Annotated in this window: 22 protein-coding genes; 15 read left to right on the plus strand and 7 right to left on the minus strand. The window is 72.4% G+C overall.

The window, feature by feature from the left end:
* Window positions 1-62: 62 nt before the first annotated feature.
* The 7 genes from F8R89_RS20100 to F8R89_RS20130 all read left to right on the plus strand — a co-directional run bounded on the left by F8R89_RS20100 (window position 63) and on the right by F8R89_RS20130 (window position 6,236).
* Window positions 63-1,280 carry an MFS transporter gene (locus F8R89_RS20100; RefSeq protein WP_151785260.1) on the plus strand — a complete coding sequence of 406 codons (1,218 nt, stop codon included), beginning with the start codon at window positions 63-65 and terminating at the stop codon, window positions 1,278-1,280.
* On the plus strand, window positions 1,231-2,397 hold the full coding sequence (locus tag F8R89_RS20105; protein WP_151785261.1) for an acetoin utilization protein AcuC: 1,167 nt from the start codon (window positions 1,231-1,233) through the stop codon (window positions 2,395-2,397). Before F8R89_RS20100 ends, F8R89_RS20105 begins: the two co-directional genes overlap by 50 nt.
* A 111-nt stretch (window positions 2,398-2,508) precedes the next feature.
* Window positions 2,509-3,324, plus strand: coding sequence for a phosphatase (locus tag F8R89_RS20110; protein ID WP_151785262.1), 816 nt, complete (start codon window positions 2,509-2,511; stop codon window positions 3,322-3,324).
* Between the two features lie 129 nt (window positions 3,325-3,453).
* Window positions 3,454-3,666 carry a helix-turn-helix domain-containing protein gene (locus tag F8R89_RS20115; protein ID WP_004984898.1) on the plus strand — a complete coding sequence of 71 codons (213 nt, stop codon included), beginning with the start codon at window positions 3,454-3,456 and terminating at the stop codon, window positions 3,664-3,666.
* A 154-nt stretch (window positions 3,667-3,820) separates the two neighbouring features.
* Window positions 3,821-3,919: a 30S ribosomal protein bS22 gene (locus tag F8R89_RS20120; RefSeq protein ID WP_003948845.1), complete on the plus strand. Its 99-nt coding sequence runs from the start codon at window positions 3,821-3,823 to the stop codon at window positions 3,917-3,919.
* Window positions 3,920-4,107: 188 nt separating this feature from the next.
* Window positions 4,108-5,169, plus strand: a complete 1,062-nt coding sequence (locus F8R89_RS20125) for an NAD-dependent epimerase/dehydratase family protein (protein ID WP_151785263.1) — start codon at window positions 4,108-4,110, stop codon at window positions 5,167-5,169.
* A 14-nt stretch (window positions 5,170-5,183) separates the two neighbouring features.
* Complete coding sequence (locus F8R89_RS20130; protein ID WP_151785264.1) at window positions 5,184-6,236, plus strand: lysophospholipid acyltransferase family protein; 1,053 nt, start codon at window positions 5,184-5,186, stop codon at window positions 6,234-6,236.
* Window positions 6,237-6,333: 97 nt separating this feature from the next.
* On the opposite strand, the gene F8R89_RS20135 is transcribed toward F8R89_RS20130, so the two are convergent.
* The 3 genes from F8R89_RS20135 to F8R89_RS20145 all read right to left on the minus strand — a co-directional run bounded on the left by F8R89_RS20135 (window position 6,334) and on the right by F8R89_RS20145 (window position 9,842).
* Window positions 6,334-7,578: a DUF5667 domain-containing protein gene (locus F8R89_RS20135; protein WP_151785265.1), complete on the minus strand. Its 1,245-nt coding sequence runs from the start codon at window positions 7,576-7,578 to the stop codon at window positions 6,334-6,336.
* Between the two features lie 251 nt (window positions 7,579-7,829).
* Entirely contained in the window at window positions 7,830-8,603 is a 774-nt protein-coding gene (locus tag F8R89_RS20140; RefSeq protein WP_151785266.1) for an ECF subfamily RNA polymerase sigma factor, BldN family, read from the minus strand.
* Between the two features lie 318 nt (window positions 8,604-8,921).
* Window positions 8,922-9,842 (minus strand): HAD family hydrolase, encoded by a 921-nt coding sequence (locus tag F8R89_RS20145; RefSeq protein ID WP_151785267.1) that lies wholly within the window; start codon window positions 9,840-9,842, stop codon window positions 8,922-8,924.
* A 120-nt stretch (window positions 9,843-9,962) separates the two neighbouring features.
* Between F8R89_RS20145 and F8R89_RS20150 the strand changes: the two genes are divergently transcribed.
* The 5 genes from F8R89_RS20150 (at window position 9,963) to F8R89_RS20170 (ending at window position 15,709) form a co-directional block, all read left to right on the plus strand.
* On the plus strand, window positions 9,963-10,250 hold the full coding sequence (locus F8R89_RS20150) for a glutaredoxin family protein (protein WP_151785268.1): 288 nt from the start codon (window positions 9,963-9,965) through the stop codon (window positions 10,248-10,250).
* A 284-nt stretch (window positions 10,251-10,534) separates the two neighbouring features.
* Window positions 10,535-11,296, plus strand: coding sequence for a redox-sensing transcriptional repressor Rex (locus F8R89_RS20155; protein ID WP_151785269.1), 762 nt, complete (start codon window positions 10,535-10,537; stop codon window positions 11,294-11,296).
* Entirely contained in the window at window positions 11,293-13,014 is a 1,722-nt protein-coding gene (locus F8R89_RS20160; RefSeq protein ID WP_151785270.1) for a glutamyl-tRNA reductase, read from the plus strand. The genes F8R89_RS20155 and F8R89_RS20160 overlap by 4 nt, the downstream gene beginning before the upstream one ends.
* Window positions 13,011-14,006, plus strand: coding sequence for a hydroxymethylbilane synthase (hemC, locus tag F8R89_RS20165; RefSeq protein WP_151785271.1), 996 nt, complete (start codon window positions 13,011-13,013; stop codon window positions 14,004-14,006). The genes F8R89_RS20160 and hemC overlap by 4 nt, the downstream gene beginning before the upstream one ends.
* Window positions 14,003-15,709 (plus strand): uroporphyrinogen-III synthase, encoded by a 1,707-nt coding sequence (locus F8R89_RS20170; RefSeq protein ID WP_151785272.1) that lies wholly within the window; start codon window positions 14,003-14,005, stop codon window positions 15,707-15,709. The genes hemC and F8R89_RS20170 overlap by 4 nt, the downstream gene beginning before the upstream one ends.
* Before the next feature lie 62 nt (window positions 15,710-15,771).
* Here F8R89_RS20170 and F8R89_RS20175 read toward each other — a convergent pair whose 3' ends face one another.
* Entirely contained in the window at window positions 15,772-15,954 is a 183-nt protein-coding gene (locus F8R89_RS20175; protein WP_151785273.1) for a DUF397 domain-containing protein, read from the minus strand.
* Window positions 15,951-16,784 carry a helix-turn-helix domain-containing protein gene (locus F8R89_RS20180; protein ID WP_151785274.1) on the minus strand — a complete coding sequence of 278 codons (834 nt, stop codon included), beginning with the start codon at window positions 16,782-16,784 and terminating at the stop codon, window positions 15,951-15,953. The genes F8R89_RS20175 and F8R89_RS20180 overlap by 4 nt, the downstream gene beginning before the upstream one ends.
* A gap of 389 nt (window positions 16,785-17,173) precedes the next feature.
* Here F8R89_RS20180 and F8R89_RS20185 point away from each other — a divergent pair, with 389 nt between their 5' ends.
* Window positions 17,174-18,118, plus strand: coding sequence for a helix-turn-helix domain-containing protein (locus F8R89_RS20185; RefSeq protein WP_151785275.1), 945 nt, complete (start codon window positions 17,174-17,176; stop codon window positions 18,116-18,118).
* A 6-nt stretch (window positions 18,119-18,124) separates the two neighbouring features.
* Here F8R89_RS20185 and F8R89_RS20190 read toward each other — a convergent pair whose 3' ends face one another.
* Entirely contained in the window at window positions 18,125-18,655 is a 531-nt protein-coding gene (locus F8R89_RS20190) for an SMI1/KNR4 family protein (RefSeq protein ID WP_151785276.1), read from the minus strand.
* Between the two features lie 93 nt (window positions 18,656-18,748).
* Here F8R89_RS20190 and hemB point away from each other — a divergent pair, with 93 nt between their 5' ends.
* Window positions 18,749-19,747 (plus strand): porphobilinogen synthase, encoded by a 999-nt coding sequence (gene hemB / locus F8R89_RS20195; protein ID WP_151785277.1) that lies wholly within the window; start codon window positions 18,749-18,751, stop codon window positions 19,745-19,747.
* Here hemB and F8R89_RS20200 read toward each other — a convergent pair.
* Window positions 19,701-19,904, minus strand: coding sequence for a hypothetical protein (locus F8R89_RS20200; RefSeq protein ID WP_151785278.1), 204 nt, complete (start codon window positions 19,902-19,904; stop codon window positions 19,701-19,703). The genes hemB and F8R89_RS20200 overlap by 47 nt on opposite strands.
* Window positions 19,905-20,166: 262 nt before the next feature.
* Between F8R89_RS20200 and F8R89_RS20205 the strand changes: the two genes are divergently transcribed.
* On the plus strand, window positions 20,167-21,390 hold the full coding sequence (locus F8R89_RS20205) for a PLP-dependent aminotransferase family protein (protein ID WP_151785279.1): 1,224 nt from the start codon (window positions 20,167-20,169) through the stop codon (window positions 21,388-21,390).
* Window positions 21,391-21,400 lie beyond the last annotated feature (10 nt).

Consider the following 21,400-nt stretch of genomic DNA (forward strand, 5'->3'; position numbering starts at 1 on the left):
GAGGGAAATTCACCTTTGGCTGGATCTACCCACGGGTACCCCGGGGCCCTACGCTCGCCGCCATGACTGATGTGCTGCGGCGCGGCAGGGCCTCGCTGGCGTTCGGTTTCTTCGCCCAGGGCGTCGCGTTCGCCCTGTTGGTGACGCGGATCCCGGCCATCCAGGACCGGTACGGGGTGTCCGACGCGCTGCTGCCGGCGTTCCTCGCGGCCGTGCCGATCCTCGCCGGGGTCGGCAGCGTCACGACCGAGCGGCTGGTGCGGCGCATCCGTCCCAGCCGGTTGCTGCGCTGGTCGCAGCCCGTGGTGCTGCTGGCGCTGCTCGGTGTGGGGGCCGGGGACACGATGGTCGAACTGGCCGTCTCGCTCGCGGCGTTCGGGCTGGCCGTGGGGGCGCTGGACGCCACGATGAACATGCTCGGGGTGAGCCTGCAGCGGGCGTACGGGCGCAGCATCATGCTCAGCTTTCACGCGGCATACAGCCTGGGCGGGATCGTCGGGGCCTCGCTGGCGTGGGCGGGGGCGCACTGGGAGCTGCCGCTGGCGGTGTCGTATCTGCCGGTCGTCGTGGTGCTGTTGCCGGCGGCACTGGTGGGGAGCCGGTGGTACGTCGACGCGACGAGGGCGACGGAGACGCCCGACGCGCAGGCCGCCGGACAGCAGCCCGTCGTGTTCAAGCTGCTGCTGCCGCTGTGCCTGGTGATGACCTTCGCGTACATCGGGGACTCGACGGTCTCCAACTGGAGCGCGAAGTACCTCCAGGACGTGCTGGGCAGCTCCGAGCAGCTGGCGACCGTGCCGTACAACGTGTACATGGTGACCACGTTGCTGGGGCGGGCCATCGGGGACTTCGGGGTGCGGCGGCTGGGGGCGGTGGCCGTGGTGCGGCTGGGGGCGCTGGTGGCGGCCGTCGGGTTCGCGGTGGTGGCGTCGGCGCCGGGCGCGTGGGTGGGGATGCTGGGGTTCACGCTGCTCGGGCTGGGGCTGTGCGTGCTGGTGCCGCAGACGTTCGCGGCGGCCGGGAGGCTGTTCCCGGGGGCGTCGGACGCGGCCGTCGCGCGGCTCAACGTCTTCAACTACGTGGGCTTCCTGATCGGTTCCCCGCTCGTGGGGGCGCTGGGCGACGCGTGGAGCTATCGGGGGGCGATGCTGGTGCCGATGGTGTTGGTGCTGGTGACGCTCGTGTACGCCCCTTCGTTCGCCGCGCGGCCGGACCGATACGGTGGCGGGCATGAGCGGCCGCGCACAGCTGATGTGGGACCAGGCAGTAACGGGCTATGACTTCGGCCGGGACCATCCGATGGACCCGGTGCGCCTCGGTCTGACCAGGAAACTCGTCGAAGCCTTCGAGCTCGACCGGCACATGGACGTCGTCGCGGCCCAGCCGGCCGGTGAGTCGACGCTGCGGCTGGTGCACCGGGAGGACTACATCGAGGCCGTGAAGGCGGCGTCGGCCGATCCGCGGTCGGCGGACCAGGCGTACGGGCTCGGCACCCTGGACGATCCGGCGTTCGGCGGGATGCACGACGTGTCGGCGCTGATCGCCGGGCAGTCGGTGGGGGCGGCGGAGGCGGTGTGGCGGGGGAGCGCGCTGCACGCGGTGAACTTCGCGGGCGGGCTGCACCACGCGATGCCGGCCGCCGCGTCCGGGTTCTGCGTCTACAACGACGCGGCGCTGGCCATCGCCCGGCTGCTGGAGCTGGGTGCGGAGCGGGTCGCGTACGTGGATGTCGACGTGCACCACGGGGACGGGGTGCAGGCGGCGTTCTGGGAGGACCCGCGGGTGCTGACGATCTCGTTGCACGAGCACCCCGCGACGCTGTTCCCGCAGACCGGATGGCCACAGGAGACCGGGGCCGCCGAGGGGTCGGCGGTGAACGTGGCGCTGCCGGCGGGCACCGGGGACGAGGGCTGGTTGCGGGCGTTCCACGCCGTGGTGCCGGAGCTGCTGGCGGACTTCCGCCCGCAGGTGCTGGTGACGCAGCACGGGGCCGACACGCACTTCGAGGACCCGCTGGCGCATCTTGCGGTGTCGCTGGACGCGCAGCGGGCCGTGCAGGTGGCCTGCCACGACCTGGCGCACGAGTACGCCGACGGGAAGTGGCTGGCGCTGGGCGGCGGCGGGTACGCCGTGGTCGAGGTGGTGCCGCGGTCGTGGACGCATCTGGTGGCGATCGCGGCGGGGCGGCCGATCGAGCCGACGACGTTGATCCCGGAGAGCTGGCGGCAGGAAGTGTACGCGCGGACACGGCAGTTGGGGCCGGCGCGGATGACCGACGGGCGGTGGCCGGTGGCCTGGGCGGACTGGGAGGCGGGGTACGACCCGGCGGACCGGCTGGACCAGGCGGTGCTGGCGACGCGCAAGGCGGTGTTCCCGCTGCGGGGGCTGCTCGCCTAGGAGGGTTCCCATAGCGGGCTGCCCGCCTGGGACGTGTTCCATTAGCCCGACCGAGGGGCCTTCGCCCGGTTCGGGCGTCCTCGGGGGGTGCGGTCCGCCAGCATCGCTGGGGTGCTGAGTACCGCGGCGCTTCGCGCTCATCTCGTGGCCGTGGGGCTCGCCGGGACCGTGGCGACCTCCCGTGAGGCGAGTCTCAGGAGTTACCGGCTGTTCGCCGCCCGGGATCCCCGGGTGCTCATCGGGCTGGATCCCGAGGGGGCCTGGGGGCAGCGTGAGCTGCTCGCCCTCATGGCGGAGAAGTGTGGGGTTTCAGCCGATCCCTGCTGTGTCTCGGGACCCGATGCGATCGATCCGGAACGGACCCTGACCGCTCTGGACGCCTTTTCCGATCGGCTCGCCACAGTCGCCCAGCGTGGCGGACCGGTGCTGCTCGGCACCGGGCATCCGCACCGGCTGCTCGGGTTCTACGGTGCCCTGGCAGACGCGCTCTCGGCGGCGGGGTGTGCCGTCCTCACCCCCGCGCATGGTCGCCGTGTCGACATAACGACCCGGTTCGGTCTACGTACGCACAACCTCGTCTACGTACGGGGAGTCGCGCTGGTGCGGGCGCCCGACGCGTCCCGCTCCGGTTGTGAGCCCGGCGCGCACACGCACTCCCCCCTCCCGGTTCGGCTCGCGCTGGCCGCCGCCGCCGAGGCCGGCGGGCCGCTGCCGCAGCTGGTGATCGGGGACCATGGCTGGGTCTGCGGGGCAGGTCAGCTGGGGTTCGAGGCCATTGGGCTCGCCGATACCAATGACCCCGCGCTCTTCGTGGGGGAGGCCGAGGGGTCCGTGTCCGTCGCCGTTCCACTTGATGACGGTGTGCGGTCTGATTACTACCGGCCGCTTACCCGCTACGTACTCAATCGAGCGTGTCTGTCACAGTAGGTCGCCGATGGCTGCACCTCTTCCCCACTCGCATCATGCGCACCTACATTGGGGAGTGAGCACGCAACGACGAAGAGTCACCGGAAGGGGAAGCCGGTGGCCGTCGAGTGCGGAAGGTTCAGGTGTGTCATGGCTGCAGCTGGCGAGAGGCCTCTGAACGAGGTTCAGTTCCTTACCGTGGCGGAGGTCGCCTCGGTGATGCGAGTGTCGAAGATGACCGTGTACCGGCTGGTGCACAGCGGTCATCTGCCCGCGATCCGGGTGGGACGGTCGTTCCGCGTCCCGGAGCAAGCGGTTCACGAGTACCTTCGCGAGAGTTACGTGGGGGTGGAAACCGCCTGACGGCAGTGGGCCGGGGGGTGCCCGGGACCGCCGGTGACCCCCCTCGCCCCCTCGATTACGACCTCAGCGCTCGGGCGGGTAGGCTAGCCCCTCGTAGGTCGTGTGGGCCCATGGCGCCCAAACACCGAGTGATGAGAAGTGAGCGAGGGTAGTCGTGGGCTCTGTTATCAAGAAGCGGCGCAAGCGGATGGCCAAGAAGAAGCACCGCAAGCTGCTCAAGCGCACGCGCGTCCAGCGTCGCAACAAGAAGTAGGCGGCGCCGCGCGAAGCGGCGTGTCTGTGGCCCCCCACCGCATCCGGTGGGGGGCCACAGGTGTATGACGGGGGAAATCCCGTCACGTCACGCATCGGGTGGTCATCACAGCGCAACAACGACCCGCTAAGTTGGCGGCACACGGGGAACTCGGCTGGGGTACGAGGGCTGGAAGGAAGGCGCTGATCTTGGGCAAGGTCGTGCTCGTCACCGGGGTGGCCCGTCAACTCGGGGGCCGCTTCGTACGCCGTATCCAGCGGGACCCCCAGGTGGACCGGGTGATCGCCGTGGACGCGGTCCCACCGGAGCACCACCTGGGCGGCGCGGACTTCATCCAGGCCGACATCCGGCAGCCCACCATCGCGCGGGTCCTCGCGGAGAGCGGCGCCGACACCGTCGTGCACATGGACGTGACCGGGACCGCGCTGGCCAGCGGCAGCCGGACCACGGTCAAGGAGACCAACGTCATCGGGACGATGCAGCTCCTCGGCGCCTGCCAGAAGTCCCCTCTGGTCAAGCGGCTGGTGGTGAAGTCCAGTACGAACGTGTACGGGTCGGCGCCCCGCGACCCGGCCGTCTTCACCGAGACCACCCCGCCCAAGTCCCTTCCCAGCGGCGGCTTCGCGAAGGACACCGTCGAGGTCGAGGGCTATGTGCGCGGGTTCGCCCGGCGGCGGCCGGACGTCGCCGTGTGCGTGCTGCGGTTCGCCAACATCCTCGGCCCCAGCGCGGACACCCCGCTCGCCTCGTACTTCTCGCTGCCCGTCCTGCCGACCGTCCTCGGGTACGACCCGCGGCTGCAGTTCGTGCACGAGGACGACGTCATCGAGGTGCTGCGCATCGCCTCGCACGAGCCGCGCCGGGGCACGCTGAACAGCGGCACCTTCAACATCGCCGGGGACGGCGTCCTGCTGCTCTCCCAGTGCGCGCGGCGGCTGGGCCGGCCCACGGTGCCGCTGCTGCTGCCCGCCGTGACGTGGGCGGGCACCCTGGTGCGTACGCTGGGCATGTCGGACTTCTCGCCGGAGCAGATCCGGTTGCTCACCCACGGCCGGGTGGTGTCCACGGACCAGATGCGCGAGACCCTCGGATTCCAGCCGAAGTACACGACGGCCCAGACGTTCGCGGACTTCGCGCGCGGCCGCGGCCCGGGACTGCTGCCGCCCGAGGCCCTCGCGGGGGCCGTCGACCGGATCGCCGCGCTGCCCGTCCTGGACGGCGGTCACCCCCCGACGCAGAGCGCCAACTGAGGAGCGCATCAACGATGGCGGACGCCAAGGTCATTCCGTTCGACGACGACCGGTCCCGCGGAGGCGCCGTACAGCGGCCGCCGCGGCGCCGGAGCACGGCGAGCCGGCGCAAGAACGGTGAGGGCGGGCCGGTCGGCGAGGTCCAGCCCCTGCCGGGACGGTCTCTCGCGCAGGATGATGTCCCTGTGACCCCTGAGGAAGAGCCGGCCCCGCAGACCCCGCACGACGGCGGTCTGGAGCGGCGCGTCGCGAGCGGCCTGGCCTTCCTGCGCCGGCGCCTCACCGGGGACTACGAGGTCGACGACTTCGGGTACGACGAGGAGCTGACCGACCAGGTCCTGATGTCCCTGCTGCGGCCGGTGTACGAGAAGTACTTCCGGGTCGACGTGAAGGGCGTGGAGAACATCCCGGCCGACGGCGGCGCGCTGATCGTCGCCAACCACTCCGGGACGCTGCCGCTGGACGGCCTGATGATGCAGGTCGCCGTGCACGACCACCATCCCGCGGGACGTCATCTGCGGCTGCTCGCCGCCGATCTGGTGTTCATGCTGCCGGTGGTCAACGAGCTCGCCCGCAAGCTCGGGCACACGCTGGCCTGCGCGGAGGACGCAGACCGGCTGCTCGGCCAGGGCGAGTTGGTCGGGGTGATGCCGGAGGGCTTCAAGGGCATCGGCAAGCCCTTCGGGGAGCGGTACAAGCTGCAGCGCTTCGGCCGGGGCGGGTTCGTGTCCACGGCGCTGCGCCGCCGTACGCCGATCATCCCGTGCTCGATCGTCGGGGCCGAGGAGATCTACCCGATGATCGGCAACGCGAAGACGCTGGCCCGGGTCCTGGGCATCCCGTACTTCCCGCTGACGCCGACCTTCCCGTGGCTGGGTCCGCTGGGCGCGATCCCGCTGCCGACGAAGTGGACGATCCAGTTCGGGGAGCCGATCCACACCGACGGCTATCCGCCGGAGGCGGCCGAGGACCCGATGCTGATGTTCAACCTGACCGACCAGGTCAGGGAGCAGATCCAGCACACGCTCTACAAGCTGCTGGTGCAGCGCCGGTCGGTGTTCTTCTGACGCTCTCCCGCCGACCGTCCGACGGGCGCGTACGCGCCGATGGGGCGCCCCTGGTGGAAGGGGTGCCCCATCGGCGTACGGGCGGCTTGTGGGGCCGCTAGTCGGCGTCCTCGCCCTCGATGCCCAGGCCGGGCAGGAGGCCGGGGAGCAGCGGCGGGAGGGTGACCGCCGGGCCGCCCGCAGGGGCGGACGCGGACGGGGAGGCGCCGGAGCCTCCGGTGGCCTTGGGCGGGTCGAGCAGGCCGCCCGTGTTCCCGCCGAGCAGGCCCTCGTCCTCGCCGGCGGAGCCCTCGGCCGACTTGCTGGGGCTGCTGGTGCGGTGGCCGCCCTCGGTGGCGCCGCTGCCGCCGGCGCTGGGGTGGGCCGACTTGTCGGCGCCGGACGTGCCGGGGGAGGACGAGCCGGAGCCGCCACGGCCCTTGCCGTCGCCGCCGTCCTGGGCGGGCGGCGGGAGCAGGGACTGCAGCGGGGCGACCTCTTGGTCTATGGCGTCGAAGACGGACGACACCCGCTGGCTGACGTCGCCGAGCTGGAGGGGGAGCCGCTCGCGCATGCTGCCCCAGGTGGCGCGGTGGGAGCGGGAGAACGCGGAGAGGGCCTGGATGGGGCCCAGGGACTCGGGGTCGCGCTCGTACGCCTCGCGCAGCAGCCGGTGGCCCTCGGAGGCGTCGTGCTGCATGCCGGACAGGGCGCGGCGGATCTCGGCGAGCGACTCGTGGTCGTACTGGCCGCCGCGGCCGCGCTCCATCAGGCGGCGGGCCTCGCTCAGCCGGGTGGAGGCCTGGTCGAGGTAGACGCGCCCGCGTTCGTCCTGGCCGTCGGCCAGGACGTTGAGCTTGAAGTCCTCGATGCCGCGCTTGAGGCCGTAGAGGGAGTCGCCGGGCAGGGCGTCGCCGCTGGCGGCGGCCACTCCGCCGAAGGCTCCGGCGGCCACTCCGACGCTGAGTCCGCCGGCGGTGAGTCCCTTGGCGAGGCGGGAGCGCGGGCGGAGCCTGCTCATCGGGGTCGCCCGGTGGGCCCCGCGCGCGCGGTCGGACCGCTGCCCGGGCAGGGTGGGGCCCGCCTCGCCCGCCGCGGTGCCCTCTTGGAGCATGGCCTCCATCGCGGCCACGAGCTGGGCTCGCTGCACGACCTTGACCTCGGGGTCGAGCACGGGCTTGGGCAGCTCGCCGAGACCCGTGGCCAGGGCCAACAGGCGCCCGTGCTCGGTCTGTTCCGCAGCAGCCGGTGCCGGTGCCCCGGGCTGCTCGGCCTGCTCGGCCGCCGTGCCCCGGTCGGTCGACTCCTCCAGGGCCTGGGCGAAGGCGCTCGCCCGCCGGTGCGCCGATACGTTCGCGATCACTGGCGGCACCTCCTCTCGTCATGACGGTCGACTCCCCAGGGGGTCCTGAGGGTTGCACCCCCTGATCGAATCCACACGATCGGGTGATCGAAGTGGATCAGGGAGTGACCACAGGGAGCCTGCATCCCGCACAACGAGTGGCGCGGCACTTGGGTTACGGACGGAGAATGAACGGGCCGCGAAGTCAACGGACTTTCACCGTGGGTGAGTTGGGGATTGCGGAGAGTGTCGGTGCGGTAAGGGGGACGCGGTCAGCGCGCGTCGTCCGGGAGGAGCCGGGCGAGGGTGCGGACGGCCCGGTACTGGAGGGTCTTGATGGCGCCCTCGTTCTTGCCCATGACGCGGGCGGTCTCCGCGACGGAGAGGCCCTGGAGGAAGCGGAGGGTGACGCACTCCTGCTGCTGCGGGTTGAGTCGGCGGACGGCCTCCAGCAGCGCGGCGTTGGAGAGCGATTCGAGGACGGAGTCCTCGGGGGAGCGCTCGACCTCGTTGGCGTCGAGCATCTCGCCGGTGGTGACCTCCAGCCGGAAGCGGCTGGACTTGAAGTGGTCGGCGACCAGGTTGCGGGCGATGGTGACGAGCCAGGCGCCGAAGTCCCGGCCCTGCCAGGTGAAGGTGCCGATGCGGCGCAGGGCCCGCAGAAAGGTCTCGCTGGTGAGGTCCTCGGCGGTGGCCTTCCCTCCGACGCGGTAGTAGATGTAGCGGTACACGGTGTCGCTGTACTGGTCGTAGAGCCGGCCGAACGCGTCGGCCTCGCCGGCCTGCGCGCGTTCCACCAGGTCCATCATGCGCGCGCTGTCGCTGTCGGCGGCGGGCCGGCGGGCGGTCGTCGCGCCGGTCGAGCGCCCCCGTCTGCCGACGGCGGCGCTCCCCTCGGCGAGCGCGTAGCACGGGCCTACGGGTGCGGCGGTTACGGCGAGGGCGGGGACGGCGTACGCGGTGGGGACGAGACCGCGCAACAGGTCGAGGACCGTCGCGCGGAGCGTAGCCAGGCCCGAGGCGTCAACCCCGACGTGTGGGTACACGGGACTCCCAGAGGCAGAGCTTCCATCACGTGCAGTACGGGACCGTTCACCCGTCGTAGCGACGGAGGGGTACCGGAATGCGTCTGAGGAGAATAACGCTTCGTGCAGGCACTGCTACGCCCAGTTGCTCAAATCACCGATTGCGTCTCTTCTGTAACCGATTGACGCCCGATCAAGTGCCACAGAGTGACCGTTTGTTGATCGAGTCCGTCCGTGTTCCGGCTGACAACGGGGCGTCTTGTGGCCGTGTGCAGCCAACGCGACTGGACAGACGGGTGCCTGGGTAGAGAGACGGATCGGCCCGCGGGCCGGGCGTGCCTACCGGCGGCGCCGGTGCAGGGCGATCGCCGCCGCCGTGCCCCCGGCCACCGCGCCGACGCCCGCCGCCGCGGGGATGCCGACCTTGGCCGCCTTGCGGCCCGTGCGGTAGTCGCGCAGCCGCCAGTCGAGCTTGCGGGCGTGCTTGCGCAGCTTGGCGTCGGGGTTGATCGCGTAGGGGTGCCCGACCAGGGAGAGCATCGGGATGTCGTTGTGCGAGTCGCTGTACGCGGCGCACCGGGACAGGTCCAGGCCCTCCGCGAGGGCGAGGGCGCGGACGGCCTCCGCCTTCGCCGGGCCGTGCAGGGGCTCGCCGACGAGCTTGCCGGTGTAGACGCCGTCGACCGACTCCGCGACCGTGCCGAGGGCGCCGGTCAGGCCGAGGCGGCGGGCGATGACCGTGGCGATCTCGACCGGTGCCGCCGTGACGAGCCACACCTTCTGGCCCGCGTCGAGGTGGGCCTGGGCGAGGGCGCGGGTGCCGGGCCAGATGCGCTCGGCCATGTACTCGTCGTAGATCTCCTCGCCGATCGACTGGAGTTCGGCGACGCGGTGGCCCTTGACGATCGACAGCGCCGAGTCGCGGGCCTCCTGCATGTGCTCGGGGTCCTCGACGCCGGCCAGCCGGAACCACGCCTGCTGCCAGGCGAACCGGGCGAGCTCGCGGGTCTCGAAGAACTTGCGCTTGTACAGGCCCCGCCCGAAGTGGAAGAGGGCGGCGCCCTGCATCACCGTGTTGTCCAGGTCGAAGAACGCGGCGGCCCGTTCGTCGCCGAGCACCGGGAACTCCGGTTCGGCGGCGGAGACCTCCGCCACCTCCTGCGAGGACTTGCGCGCTGCCTCCGCCGAGGCCTCGCCAGCCAACACGCTCCGCGCCGTGGCGGGGCGCCTACGGGGAGTGAGCCATCCAAGAGCGGCCATGTCCGTGAGCATAGCCATTCTGTTCGGAGGCCCTGGAGCCGCGACGTTCAAAAGCTGTGAACTCTCCGCGACCGCGCAGTTAAACGGCGTGGTCGGACATCCGTGCCGGGGCGCGGGACAATGGCCGACATGAGCCCGCTCTTCCGCCGTACTCAGGCCAAGCCTCCGCAGGACCGGCTCGTCACCCTCATCGGCAAACCCGACTGCCATCTGTGTGATGACGCACAGAGTGTGGTGGAGCGGGTGTGCGCCGAGGCGGGCGTGCCGTGGGAGTGGAAGGACATCACCCAGGACCCGCGGCTGCACGACCAGTACTGGGAGCAGATTCCCGTGGTCCTCGTCGACGGGGAGCAGCACACGTTCTGGCGTGTGGACGGTGATCGCCTCCGCAAAGCACTGACCGGGTAGTCCAAAGTTCTCCGGAAACGGCTTAGGATCGACGGCGAAGTGGTCTCGGGGGCGGGGATCATCGAGGAGAGTGTGCGGTTTTGCCCCCAGGAGCAGAGGAACGGTGGTGCGTATGCGCCGGTTCCACGGCAGTGCGCCGGGCGTGCGTGAGCCCGGTCACGTTGGGCGGGCAAATCGGACACCATCTTTGTGCACGCGTTCACAAAGACATAGCCTCTATTCGACGGGGCGGTCATGTAGGGACGTGTGACCGCCTACAGCCCCGCTCTACCCGCAGGAGCACCGTGGCAACTGGCCGAACTCACCGACCGGCGACCCGCAGCCGAGGGATTCCCGAGGCCACCGTCGCCCGGCTACCGCTGTACCTCCGAGCCCTGACCGCACTGTCGGAGCGCTCGGTCCCCACGGTCTCCTCCGAGGAGCTCGCGGCCGCGGCGGGGGTCAACTCCGCGAAGCTGCGCAAGGACTTCTCCTACCTCGGCTCCTACGGGACCCGTGGCGTGGGGTACGACGTCGAGTATCTCGTGTACCAGATCTCCCGTGAGCTCGGGCTCACCCAGGACTGGCCGGTAGTGATCGTCGGCATCGGAAACCTGGGTGCCGCGCTCGCCAACTACGGCGGGTTCGCCTCCCGCGGCTTCCGGGTCGCCGCGCTCATCGACGCCGACCCCGCGATGGCGGGCAAGCCCGTCGCCGGCATCCCCGTGCAGCACTCCGACGACCTGGAGCGGATCATCCAGGACAACGGCGTGTCCATCGGCGTGATCGCCACCCCGGCCGGTGCCGCCCAGGCCGTCTGCGACCGCCTCGTGGCCGCCGGCGTCACCTCCATCCTGAACTTCGCGCCGACCGTGCTGTCCGTGCCGGACGGCGTCGACGTGCGCAAGGTCGACCTCTCCATCGAGCTGCAGATCCTCGCCTTCCACGAGCAGCGCAAGGCCGGCGAGGAGGCCGCCTCCGACGGCGGTGTCCGGACCACCGCCGCGCGCGGCGACTCCGCCGACCAGGGACCCGACGGGGACGTACCCGCCGTGATGCCGGCATGAGTCTGCTCGTCGTCGGGCTGAGCCACCGCAGCGCCCCCGTCAGCGTCCTGGAGCGCGCCGCGCTGAGCGCGGACGCCCAGGTCAAGCTGGTCCAGGACACGGTCGCCGCCGAGCCGGCCACCGAGGCCGCGGTGCTCGCCACCTGCAACCGCATCGAGCTGTACGCCGACGTGGACAAGTTCCACGCCGGTGTCGCCGAGCTGTCCACGCTGCTCGCCCAGCACAGCGGGGTGGGCCTCGAGGAGCTCACGCCGTACCTGTACGTCCACTACGAGGACCGGGCCGTCCACCACCTGTTCTCGGTGGCCTGCGGGCTGGACTCCATGGTCGTCGGCGAGGGCCAGATCCTCGGCCAGATCAAGGACTCCCTGGCCAAGGCGCAGGACCTGCACAGCGCCGGACGGCTGCTGAACGACCTGTTCCAGCAGGCCCTGCGGGTCGGCAAGCGCGCCCACTCCGAGACCGGCATCGACCGCGCCGGGCAGTCCCTGGTCACCTTCGGCCTGGAGCAGCTCGCCGACGGCGCGGACGTCTCCGCCTGGGCGCGCGGCAAGAAGGCCCTGGTCATCGGGGCCGGCTCGATGTCCTCCCTGGCCGCGGCCACCCTCGCGCGGGCCGGCGTCGGCGAGATCGTCGTCGCCAACCGCACCCGGGAGCGCGCCGAGCGGCTCGCCGAGATCCTCACCGACGGCACCCACGTGCCGGCCCGCGCGGTACCGATGGACTCGGTGCCGGTCGAGCTGACACGTGCCGACGTCGTCGTGTCCTGCACCGGTGCCACCGGCCTCGTCCTGACCGCCGAGGACGTCGTCGGCGCGGTCGAGGGCCGCACCGGCCGGCCGGCCGCCTTCGACGGCACCGGGCGTACGGCACCCGCGCCCCGCACGGAGGCCGACGGCACCGACGCGCCGCGGACCCCGCTGCCGCCCTCCGGGGTCGGCACCGACGAGGAGTGCCCGCTCGACCTCGCCGCCGTGCAGGGAGGTTTCTCCGTGCACGGCGAGGCCGCCGTCGCCGGCATGGACGCGGCCACCCTGGAGCAGCACGCGGCCTGGGCGGCCGGAGGCGCCGTGGACCGCCGCGAGGCGACCCGCCGCAGCCCCGAGGCCGACGCCGAGCTGATCACCGCGCTCGCCGCGACCGCGGCCACCGTCGGCCGCATCCCCGAGCGCCGCAGGCCCGAACCGGTCGCCGAGACGCCCCGCCGGGCCCCCGTCCTCGCACTCCTCGACCTCGCCATGCCGCGGGACGTCGACGCCGCCGTGCACCGGCTCACCGGAGTACGGCTGGTGGACATCGAGTCGCTGGCGGAGGCCTCGGCCGACGCCCCCATGGCGGCCGACGTCGACCAGGTCCGCCGTATCGTCGCCGACGAGGTCACCGCCTTCGGGGCGGCGCAGCGGGCCGCGCACATCACGCCGACCGTCGTCGCCCTGCGCACGATGGCCGCCGACGTCGTGGCCGGCGAGATCGCCCGCCTGGAGGGCCGACTGCCCGGTCTGGACGACAAGCACCGCAGCGAGATCACGCAGACCGTGCGGCGCGTGGTCGACAAGCTGCTGCACGCCCCGACCGTACGGGTCAAGCAGCTCGCCGCGGAGCCCGGCGGCGCCGGGTACGCGGACGCCCTGCGGACCCTGTTCGACCTCGACCAGGAGACGGTGGCCTCCGTCTCCCGGGCCGAGGACAGCACCGAGAAGAACCGAGGCCCACGATGACTCAGCAGCCACTACGGCTCGGCACCCGGCGCAGCAGGCTCGCCATGGCCCAGTCCGGGCAGGTCGCGGACACCGTGCGCCAGGTGACCGGACGCCCCGTCGAACTCGTCGAGATCACCACGTACGGTGACGTCTCGCGCGAGGCGCTGTCGCAGATCGGCGGCACGGGTGTGTTCGTCACCGCGCTGCGCGACGCCCTGCTGCGCGGGGAGGTGGACTTCGCGGTGCACTCCCTGAAGGACCTGCCGACCGCCCAGCCCGAGGAGCTGGTCCTGGCGGCGGTCCCCCAGCGCGAGGACCCGCGCGACGTGCTCGTCGCCCGGCACGACCTCAAGCTCACCGACCTGCCGCGCGGCGCCCGCATCGGCACGGGCTCGGCCCGCCGGGCCGCCCAGCTGAACGCGTACGCCCGCGCCCACGGACTGGACATCGAGACGGTCCCGATCCGCGGCAACGTCGACACCCGCATCCGGTACGTGCACGACGGCGAGCTGGACGCGGTCGTCCTGGCCGCCGCCGGCCTGAGCCGCATCGGCCGCCTCGACGAGGTGACCGACTTCCTGTCGGTCGACACGGTTTTGCCCGCCCCCGGCCAGGGGGCCCTGGCGATCGAGTGCACCGCGGCCGACGCGGACCTCATCGCCGCGCTCGGCGAGCTCGACGACCCCTTCACCCGGGTCGCCGTCACCGCCGAGCGGTCCCTGCTCGCCGCCCTGGAGGCCGGTTGCTCCGCCCCTGTGGGCGCGCTGGCCGACCTTCCCCCGCTCACGGCTCCGCTGGAGCGCGGGAACCCCCAGGCCGAACGGCAGATTGTCAAGGAAATGCGCCTGCGTGGCGTCGTCGGAACCTCCGACGGCACGCGCACGGTGCAGCTGTCCACCACCGGTCCCGTGCCCGAGACGCACGACCAAGCGCTTGCGCTCGGTCGCGAACTCGCCACCGAGATGCTTGCCCAGGGCGCGGCCGGTCTGATGGGGGAGCGAGCACAGTGAGCCCCACCACCCTTCCCGCCGGCCTCGATCACGGGCACGTCACCTTCCTGGGTGCCGGACCCGGGGATCCGGGGCTGCTGACTCTGCGCGCCGTAGAGGCGCTGGCACACGCGGACGTCCTCGTCGCCGAGCACGAGGTGCTCGACGTCGTACGTCAGCACGCCAGGCAGGGCGTCGCCGAAGTGCACACGGACACGGGCCCCGACGGGGACACCGTCCCGGGCACAGGCACGCCCCAGCTGGCGGTGGTTGACGGCGCGTCAACGACCGCTGCGCTACCCGCGGTGCGGGATGCCGCACATCTTGTCATGGAGGCCGCGCGGGGCGGCAGGCGGGTCGTGCGTGCGGTGTCCGGGGACCCCGGGCTCGACACGTACGCCGCCGACGAGATGCTGGCCTGCGCCGCGGCCGGTGTGCCGTTCGAGGTCGTGCCCGGTATCGCGACGGCCGTCGGCGTGCCCGCGTACGCCGGTGTGCCGCTGCGGGACGCGCAGGGCACGGACGTCCGGTTCGTCGACGCGCGCACCGCGACCGACCGGTGCTGGACCGAGGTGGGCGCGTCGGACGGGACCGTCGTCGTGTCGACGACCCTCGACAGCGTGGCCGCCGCGGCCGGCGAGCTGGTGTCCGCCGGGCGCAAGCCCGACACCCCGCTCACGGTGACCGTCGCCGGCACCACCACCCGGCAGCGGACGTGGACCGCGACGCTCGGGACGATCGCCCAGACGCTGAAGCAGGCCAAGGTGCTGCCCTCGCCCGAGGGCGGCCGGCCGGTGATAGCCGTGGTCGGCGAGCGTTCCGCGGCCGCCCAGCGCGACCAGTTGTCCTGGTTCGAGTCCAAGCCGCTGTTCGGCTGGCGGGTGCTCGTGCCGCGGACGAAGGAGCAGGCGGCCTCGCTCTCCGACCAGCTGCGCTCCTACGGGGCCGTGCCGCACGAGGTGCCGACGATCGCCGTCGAGCCGCCGCGCACGCCCCAGCAGATGGAACGGGCCGTCAAGGGCCTCGTCACCGGCCGCTACGAGTGGATCGCGTTCACCTCGGTCAACGCGGTCAAGGCGGTCCGCGAGAAGTTCGAGGAGTACGGGCTCGACGCCCGTGCCTTCGCCGGGATCAAGGTCGCGGCGGTGGGCGAGCAGACCGCGAAGGCCCTGATCGCCTTCGGCGTGAAGCCGGACCTCGTGCCGAGCGGCGAGCAGTCGGCCGCCGGCCTGCTGGAGGACTGGCCGCCCTACGACCCGGTCTTCGACCCGATCGACCGCGTCTTCCTGCCGCGCGCCGACATCGCCACGGAGACCCTGGTCGCCGGGCTGATCGAGCTGGGCTGGGAGGTCGACGACGTCACGGCCTACCGGACCGTACGGGCCTCGCCGCCGCCGGCGGAGACCCGCGAGGCGATCAAGGGCGGCGGCTTCGACGCCGTGCTCTTCACGTCGTCGTCCACCGTCCGCAACCTGGTCGGTATCGCGGGCAAGCCGCACAACGTGACGGTGATCGCGTGTATCGGCCCGGCCACGGCCAAGACCGCCGAGGAGCACGGCCTGCGGGTGGACGTGATGGCTCCCGAGCCGTCCGTGCACAAGCTGGCGGAGGCCCTGGCCGACTTCGGTGCGCGGCGCCGTGCGGCGGCGCTCGACGCGGGCGACCCGGTGACGCGGCCGAGCGAGCGGCGGCCGGGGGCGCGGAGACGCCGGTCGACGACCTGACCGTGAGAGACGGCCCGCACCCGTGTATTCGGGTGCGGGCCGTTCGCGTCCCCTCCGTTCCGTCAGCGCCGGGAGGCGGTGGCGTACGGGAGGAAGGCCGTCCAGGTGGTGGGGGTGAGGGCGAGGCGGGGGCCGTCCGGGTCCTTGGAGTCACGGACCAGGATCGTGCCGGGGGCGGCGGCGACCTCGACGCAGTCGGGGCCGCTGGACGTGCTGTAACTGCTCTTTATCCACTCCAGCTTCATGTCTCTCCCAGCACTATCTCGATGAGGGCCACCGACTCCCGTGGGCTGAGAGCCTGCGCCCGGATGATTCCATACTGGATCTCCAGGAGCTGCACCTCTTTCGGCTCCGTGATCACACGGCTGATGTGCGCCACCTCGACATGACCGGCCGCGGTGCCGTCCCGGAGCCTCAGCAACCTGAATGAGCCGTCGAGTCCCGAGTTCTCCTCGCGGCCCAGGGGCAGTACCTGGAGGTCGACGTTGCGGAACGCGGCGACTTCCAGCAGCCGTTCGAGTTGTCCACGCATCACCATCCTGCCTCCGATGGGCCGACGAAGCGTCGACTCGCACTGGACGAAACTGAAGGCGGCCCGGCCCGCCCGGTCGTCGACGATCTCCTGCCGTGCCACGCGCGCCGCGACCTGCTGCTCCAACTGGTCGGCGGTGAAGGGCGGTCGCCGGGCACCGAGCACCGCCCGTGCGTACGCCTCCGTCTGCAACAGCCCATGGATGACGGAGTTGTTGTAGGCGCCCAGCTCCACCGCCTCCGCCTCCAGCCGCTTCAGGTCCCGTACCTTCTTCGGGTACCGGACCTCCGCCACGTCCCGCTTCATCGCGGCGATCTTCCCGCCCGCGCGCAGCGCCCGGTCCGCCGCGTCCAGGTACTCCGGACGGGGAATGCGCCGGCCCCGCTCCACCGCGGAGACCAGTTCCTCGCCGTACCCCATGGCCGCCGCCAGCTCCGCCTGGGTGAGCCCGGACGTCTCCCGCCACACCTTCAACTGCCGGGCGACCGTGCGCATCACGGCCCCCGCCTCCTCGTCGTCCAGTTCCGTCTCCCAGCCGCTCATGCCATCACCCCTTCCCCGGACCAACTCGGTGCCGGTGCGCGGGGTCACCCCGGACGGCCCGGACAGAGGCCGGACAGATCCGCTCGTGCCGGAGCCTGGAAACACGTCGTGCGGCGGTGCGCGGAGCGGGGCTGCGGGCGGTAAAAAGACCAAAGAACCCAGGGAAAAAACCAACCAACCAAACCAAACCCGGCATCCGTCACTCGGCTGGGTGAATGTGGTCGGTCCGGCTGGCGTAACGGCCCGTCGAGCGTGCAGGCTCAGCCCGAGGTGGTCGCGGCATATGCGCCGGACGGCCGCACTCGACAACCGCACACATGCAACGGCCCCCGCCGGGACTGCAATCCCGATGCGAGGGCCTGACCATCGAGGAAGAATGAGGCTTCCCCATGGCTGAGCACAAGCCTATCGCTGCCGTGCCCCCGAAGCAGGAGCTTCGGCGCACCACCACCCCCTCCGGGGTCACCCACGTACGCACGTACCAGTCCGGGCAGTACGTCGTCGTCGGCAATCACCTCGCCCAGCACCGTCAGCTCTCGCTGACCGCCATCGGGCTCGCGACCCACATCTTCTCGGTGCCCGAGGGCACGCCGGTCGACATCCGCAGCCTCACCGACCGCTTCCCCGAGGGCCGGGACCGGATCGCTTCCGCCCTGCGCGAGTTGGAGGCGCACGGCTATCTGCGCCGGGTCCGCGAGCACACCGAGTCCGGTCGCCTGGTCACCCGCACGTACGCCCACCACGCCCCGGTGACGGCGGCGGCCGTCACGCCGCTGCGCGTGGCGGAGCGTCCCCCGGCCCGGCGCCGGGCCGTCGAGCGGCAGCCGGTGGCACGCGGGGACGTGCGGGCCGCTCCCGAGGAGGGCGACCAAGCGCCTCCCCCTCCGACGCCCCCGGCTGAAGCGCCCCCCGCGCAGCCGACGGCACCCCGTGACCCCCGGCACGACAGGGCTGCCGCCCTGCTGGCGGGCCTGCGCCGCGCGGACGACCGCCTGATCCTCTCGCGCCGGGATGTCGACCGGCTGACGCCGGCCGTCACCGCGTGGCTCGACAACGGGGTCTCGGCCGTCATGATCCAGCACGCGCTGACCGACAACCTGCCGATCGAGTTGAGGAACCCGGCGCGGCTGATCGGTTACCGGCTCGACGCCCTGCTGCCGGTGGCGCTGCCACCCCGTCCCGCGCCGTCGCCGCCGCTCGCGGACGGCAGGAGGGAGCGCCCCCTGCCCCTCCAGACCTGCGACGGCTGCGAACGGGCCTTCCGTGCCGCCCAGCCTGGTCGGTGCCGGGACTGCCGTTCCGTCGCCGTGCCCGCACCACCGCAGGTGGCGTGAGCGGGGTCAGCGGCAGAGGGCCTCGATGTCCTCGGCGAAGGTCGGGAACTCGGCGCGGGCCTCGTCCACGACGACCTGGGCCGGGCGGCGGGGCGTCGTGGCGTGGCGCTCCGCGAGGGCGGTGAGGGCCGCATCCGGGCGGGGCTCCCCGACCCCGAACTGCACGGCCTCCATGGGGCCGCAGCCGTCGGCCAGCATCCACAGGAAGTCCGAGAGGTTCCCCGCGACCACGCCGACCTCGCCCTCCGAGCCCATGAACACCACGGGCTGCTCGACGAGGGGGCGGCCCGGGCGCACGAGCCACAGGGCCGCGAGGCCGCCCGTCCCGTCCTGCCCGAACACGCGGTAGGCGGTGCCGTCGAGTTCACCGTTCCCCGTCCACTGGCGCAGCCAGCCGGTGGTCTCCTCGGCCGGTTCGAAGGCGTCGTAGGGCTCGAAGTCGATGCCCTCGCCGTCGGCGTAGTCGATCTCCGTGCACGCCAGTTCCGCGAGGGGCGCGGGGAGGGTGCGGTCGTCTTCTGTCGTCGTCCGGTCCACGCATGCACGGTAGGGGGCGGGACTGACAACGGGGTCCGCCGGGCCGACTGTGCGTCGGCAAAGGCACGGGTGGGGCGGGCGTAGCGTAGAGGTATGACGACGTACGGATCCTTCCCCGGTACTCGGCCGCGGCGTCTGCGGACCACCCCCGCCATGCGGCGCATGGTCGCCGAGACCCGGCTGCACCCCGCCGACCTCATCCTCCCGGCCTTCGTGCGGGAGGGTGTCAGTGAGCCGGTGCCGATCGAGGCGATGCCCGGCGTCGTCCAGCACACGCGGGACAGCCTGAAGAAGGCCGCCGCGGAGGCCGTCGCGGCCGGTGTCTCCGGGATCATGCTGTTCGGGGTGCCGGAGGAGAGCAAGAAGGACGCCGTCGGCACGGCGGGCACCGATCCGGACGGCATCCTCCAGGTCGCCCTGCGGGACGTGCGGGCCGAGGTCGGCGACGACCTGCTCGTCATGTCCGACCTGTGCCTGGACGAGACCACCGACCACGGGCACTGCGGGGTCCTCGACGAGCACGGGCGCGTCGACAACGACGCCACCCTGGAGCGGTACGCCGAGATGGCCCAGGTGCAGGCCGACGCGGGCGCCCATGTCGTCGGGCCCAGCGGCATGATGGACGGGCAGATCGGCGTCATCCGGGACGCGCTCGACCAGATCGGGCGCGAGGACGTCGCCATCCTCGCCTACACCGCCAAGTACGCGTCCGCGTTCTACGGCCCCTTCCGGGAGGCCGTCGGCTCGTCCCTCAAAGGCGACCGCAAGACCTACCAGCAGGACCCGGCGAACGCCCGGGAGTCCCTGCGCGAGCTGGCGCTCGACCTGGAGGAGGGCGCCGACATGGTGATGGTCAAGCCGGCCGGGCCCTACCTCGACATCCTGGCGCGGGTCGCCGACGCGGTGGACGTGCCGGTGGCCGCCTACCAGATCTCCGGCGAGTACTCGATGATCGAGGCCGCCGCCGAGAAGGGCTGGATCGACCGCGACCGGGCCATCATGGAGTCGCTGACCGGCATCCGGCGCGCGGGCGCGCGGAACATCCTCACCTACTGGGCGACGGAGGTCGCGCAGAAGCTCGGCCGTCAGTAGCGGCGCCGAGCGACGGGCCGTTGTCGGCCGCCGCCTTCGACGGGCCCTCGTCGCGCAGGCCCTTGCCGTCCTCGCACGCGGTGAGCGCGAGGGTGGCGGCCGCCACCAGCGTGGCGGCGGTGAGCCGGGCGCGGAAGCGTGGGGGGTGTGCGGACATCGAGGCCCTCCGTGACTAGGGGCTGGGATCGTGCCCACACTGCTCGATCGGCGAGGGCGCTCGCTACCCCGTACGGGAAACCTGGGACGCCTGAGGCGACCGCACGTCTCTGACCTGCGGGGATGTGAGGGGCCGGGACGTGATCGTGGGACGCCCGGGCCGCTCCGTCCGTATCGCGGAAAGGTCGTTGTACAGGGCATATGGATCTCTAGGCTGCCGGGCAGGGAAGCGCACCCGTCGCCTCAGCCGAAGGAGCCGTCCGATGACCGTCGCCGAGCCCGCGCCCGCAACCCCCCGCACTCCGGCGGCTCCGGCGGCCGTACCGCCGCTCGCGGCGCGGACCACCGCCGTCGGCGGATCGCCCGTCCGGGACATCCTCGCCGTCACCGCCCGGCCCGAGGTCATCAACTTCGCGGGCGGCCTGCCCGCGCCCGAGCTGTTCGACCGTCAGGCCGTCGCCGCCGCCTTCCAGTCCGTGCTGACCGAGGTGCCCGAGCGGGCGCTCCAATACTCCACGACCGAGGGCGAACCCGCCCTGCGCGCCGGGCTCGCCGCCCGGACGACCGCCCAGGGCCTGGCCACGGACGCCGACGACCTCCTCGTGACGACCGGCTCCCAGCAGGGCCTGTCCCTCCTCGCGACCGCGCTGCTGGAACCCGGCGACACCGTGCTCGTCGAAGAGCCCTGCTATCTGGCGGCACTTCAGGCGTTCGGGCTCGCCGGGGCGCGGATCGTGGCCGTGCCCGGTGACGCGGACGGCGTGGACCCCGACGCGCTGGACGAACTCGTCGCCCGGGAACGGCCCAAGCTCTTCTACACCGTTCCCACCTTCCAGAACCCGACCGGCCGGACCCTGCCCGCCGACCGCCGGGCCGCCGTCGCCCGGGTCGCCGCGAAGCGCGGGCTGTGGATCGTCGAGGACGACCCGTACGGCGAACTGCGGTACGAGGGCGAGCGCGTGCCCTGGATCGCCTCCCACCCGGGCGCCGAGGACCGCACCGCGCTGCTCGGCTCCTTCTCCAAGGTGATGGCGCCGGGGCTGCGGCTGGGCTGGCTGCGTGCCCCGGCCGCGCTGCGCAGGGCGTGCGCGGTCGCCAAGCAGGCCGCCGACCTGCACACCCCGACCGTCAACCAGCTCGTCGCCGCGCGCTGCCTGCCCGGCCTCGACCCCCATGTCGCCGGGGTCCGCGAGGTCTACCGCGTCCGCCGCGACGCCCTGCTGGCCGGGCTGCCGGACACGCTCCCGCAGGGCTCGGTCTGGCAGCGGCCCGAGGGCGGCATGTTCGTCTGGGTCCGGCTGCCCGCCTCGTACGACACCACCGCGCTGCTGCCCCAGGTGGTGCGGCACGACGTCGCCTACGTCCCCGGGGCGCCCTTCTACGCCGGGGAGCCGGACCGGTCCACGCTGCGGCTGTGCTTCGTGACGCAGACGCCCGAGGAGATCGCGGAGGGGCTGCGGCGGCTGGGGGAGGGGCTGCGCTCCTGAGTCCGGCGGG

Source organism: Streptomyces sp. SS1-1 (assembly GCF_008973465.1).
Lineage (GTDB): Bacteria > Actinomycetota > Actinomycetes > Streptomycetales > Streptomycetaceae > Streptomyces.

Bases quoted from the DNA above. Each gene is read 5' to 3' on its own strand.
- F8R89_RS20100 (WP_151785260.1), top strand. From the start codon at position 63: ATGACTGATGTGCTGCGGCGCGGCAGGGCCTCGCTGGCGTTCGGTTTC.
- F8R89_RS20105 (WP_151785261.1), top strand. From the start codon at position 1,231: ATGAGCGGCCGCGCACAGCTGATGTGGGACCAGGCAGTAACGGGCTAT.
- F8R89_RS20115 (WP_004984898.1), top strand. From the start codon at position 3,454: ATGGCTGCAGCTGGCGAGAGGCCTCTGAACGAGGTTCAGTTCCTTACC.
- F8R89_RS20130 (WP_151785264.1), top strand. From the start codon at position 5,184: ATGGCGGACGCCAAGGTCATTCCGTTCGACGACGACCGGTCCCGCGGA.
- F8R89_RS20145 (WP_151785267.1), bottom strand. From the start codon at position 9,842: ATGGCCGCTCTTGGATGGCTCACTCCCCGTAGGCGCCCCGCCACGGCG.
- F8R89_RS20150 (WP_151785268.1), top strand. From the start codon at position 9,963: ATGGCCGACATGAGCCCGCTCTTCCGCCGTACTCAGGCCAAGCCTCCG.
- F8R89_RS20160 (WP_151785270.1), top strand. From the start codon at position 11,293: ATGAGTCTGCTCGTCGTCGGGCTGAGCCACCGCAGCGCCCCCGTCAGC.
- hemC (WP_151785271.1), top strand. From the start codon at position 13,011: ATGACTCAGCAGCCACTACGGCTCGGCACCCGGCGCAGCAGGCTCGCC.
- F8R89_RS20175 (WP_151785273.1), bottom strand. From the start codon at position 15,954: ATGAAGCTGGAGTGGATAAAGAGCAGTTACAGCACGTCCAGCGGCCCC.
- F8R89_RS20180 (WP_151785274.1), bottom strand. From the start codon at position 16,784: ATGAGCGGCTGGGAGACGGAACTGGACGACGAGGAGGCGGGGGCCGTG.
- F8R89_RS20185 (WP_151785275.1), top strand. From the start codon at position 17,174: ATGGCTGAGCACAAGCCTATCGCTGCCGTGCCCCCGAAGCAGGAGCTT.
- hemB (WP_151785277.1), top strand. From the start codon at position 18,749: ATGACGACGTACGGATCCTTCCCCGGTACTCGGCCGCGGCGTCTGCGG.
- F8R89_RS20200 (WP_151785278.1), bottom strand. From the start codon at position 19,904: ATGTCCGCACACCCCCCACGCTTCCGCGCCCGGCTCACCGCCGCCACG.
- F8R89_RS20205 (WP_151785279.1), top strand. From the start codon at position 20,167: ATGACCGTCGCCGAGCCCGCGCCCGCAACCCCCCGCACTCCGGCGGCT.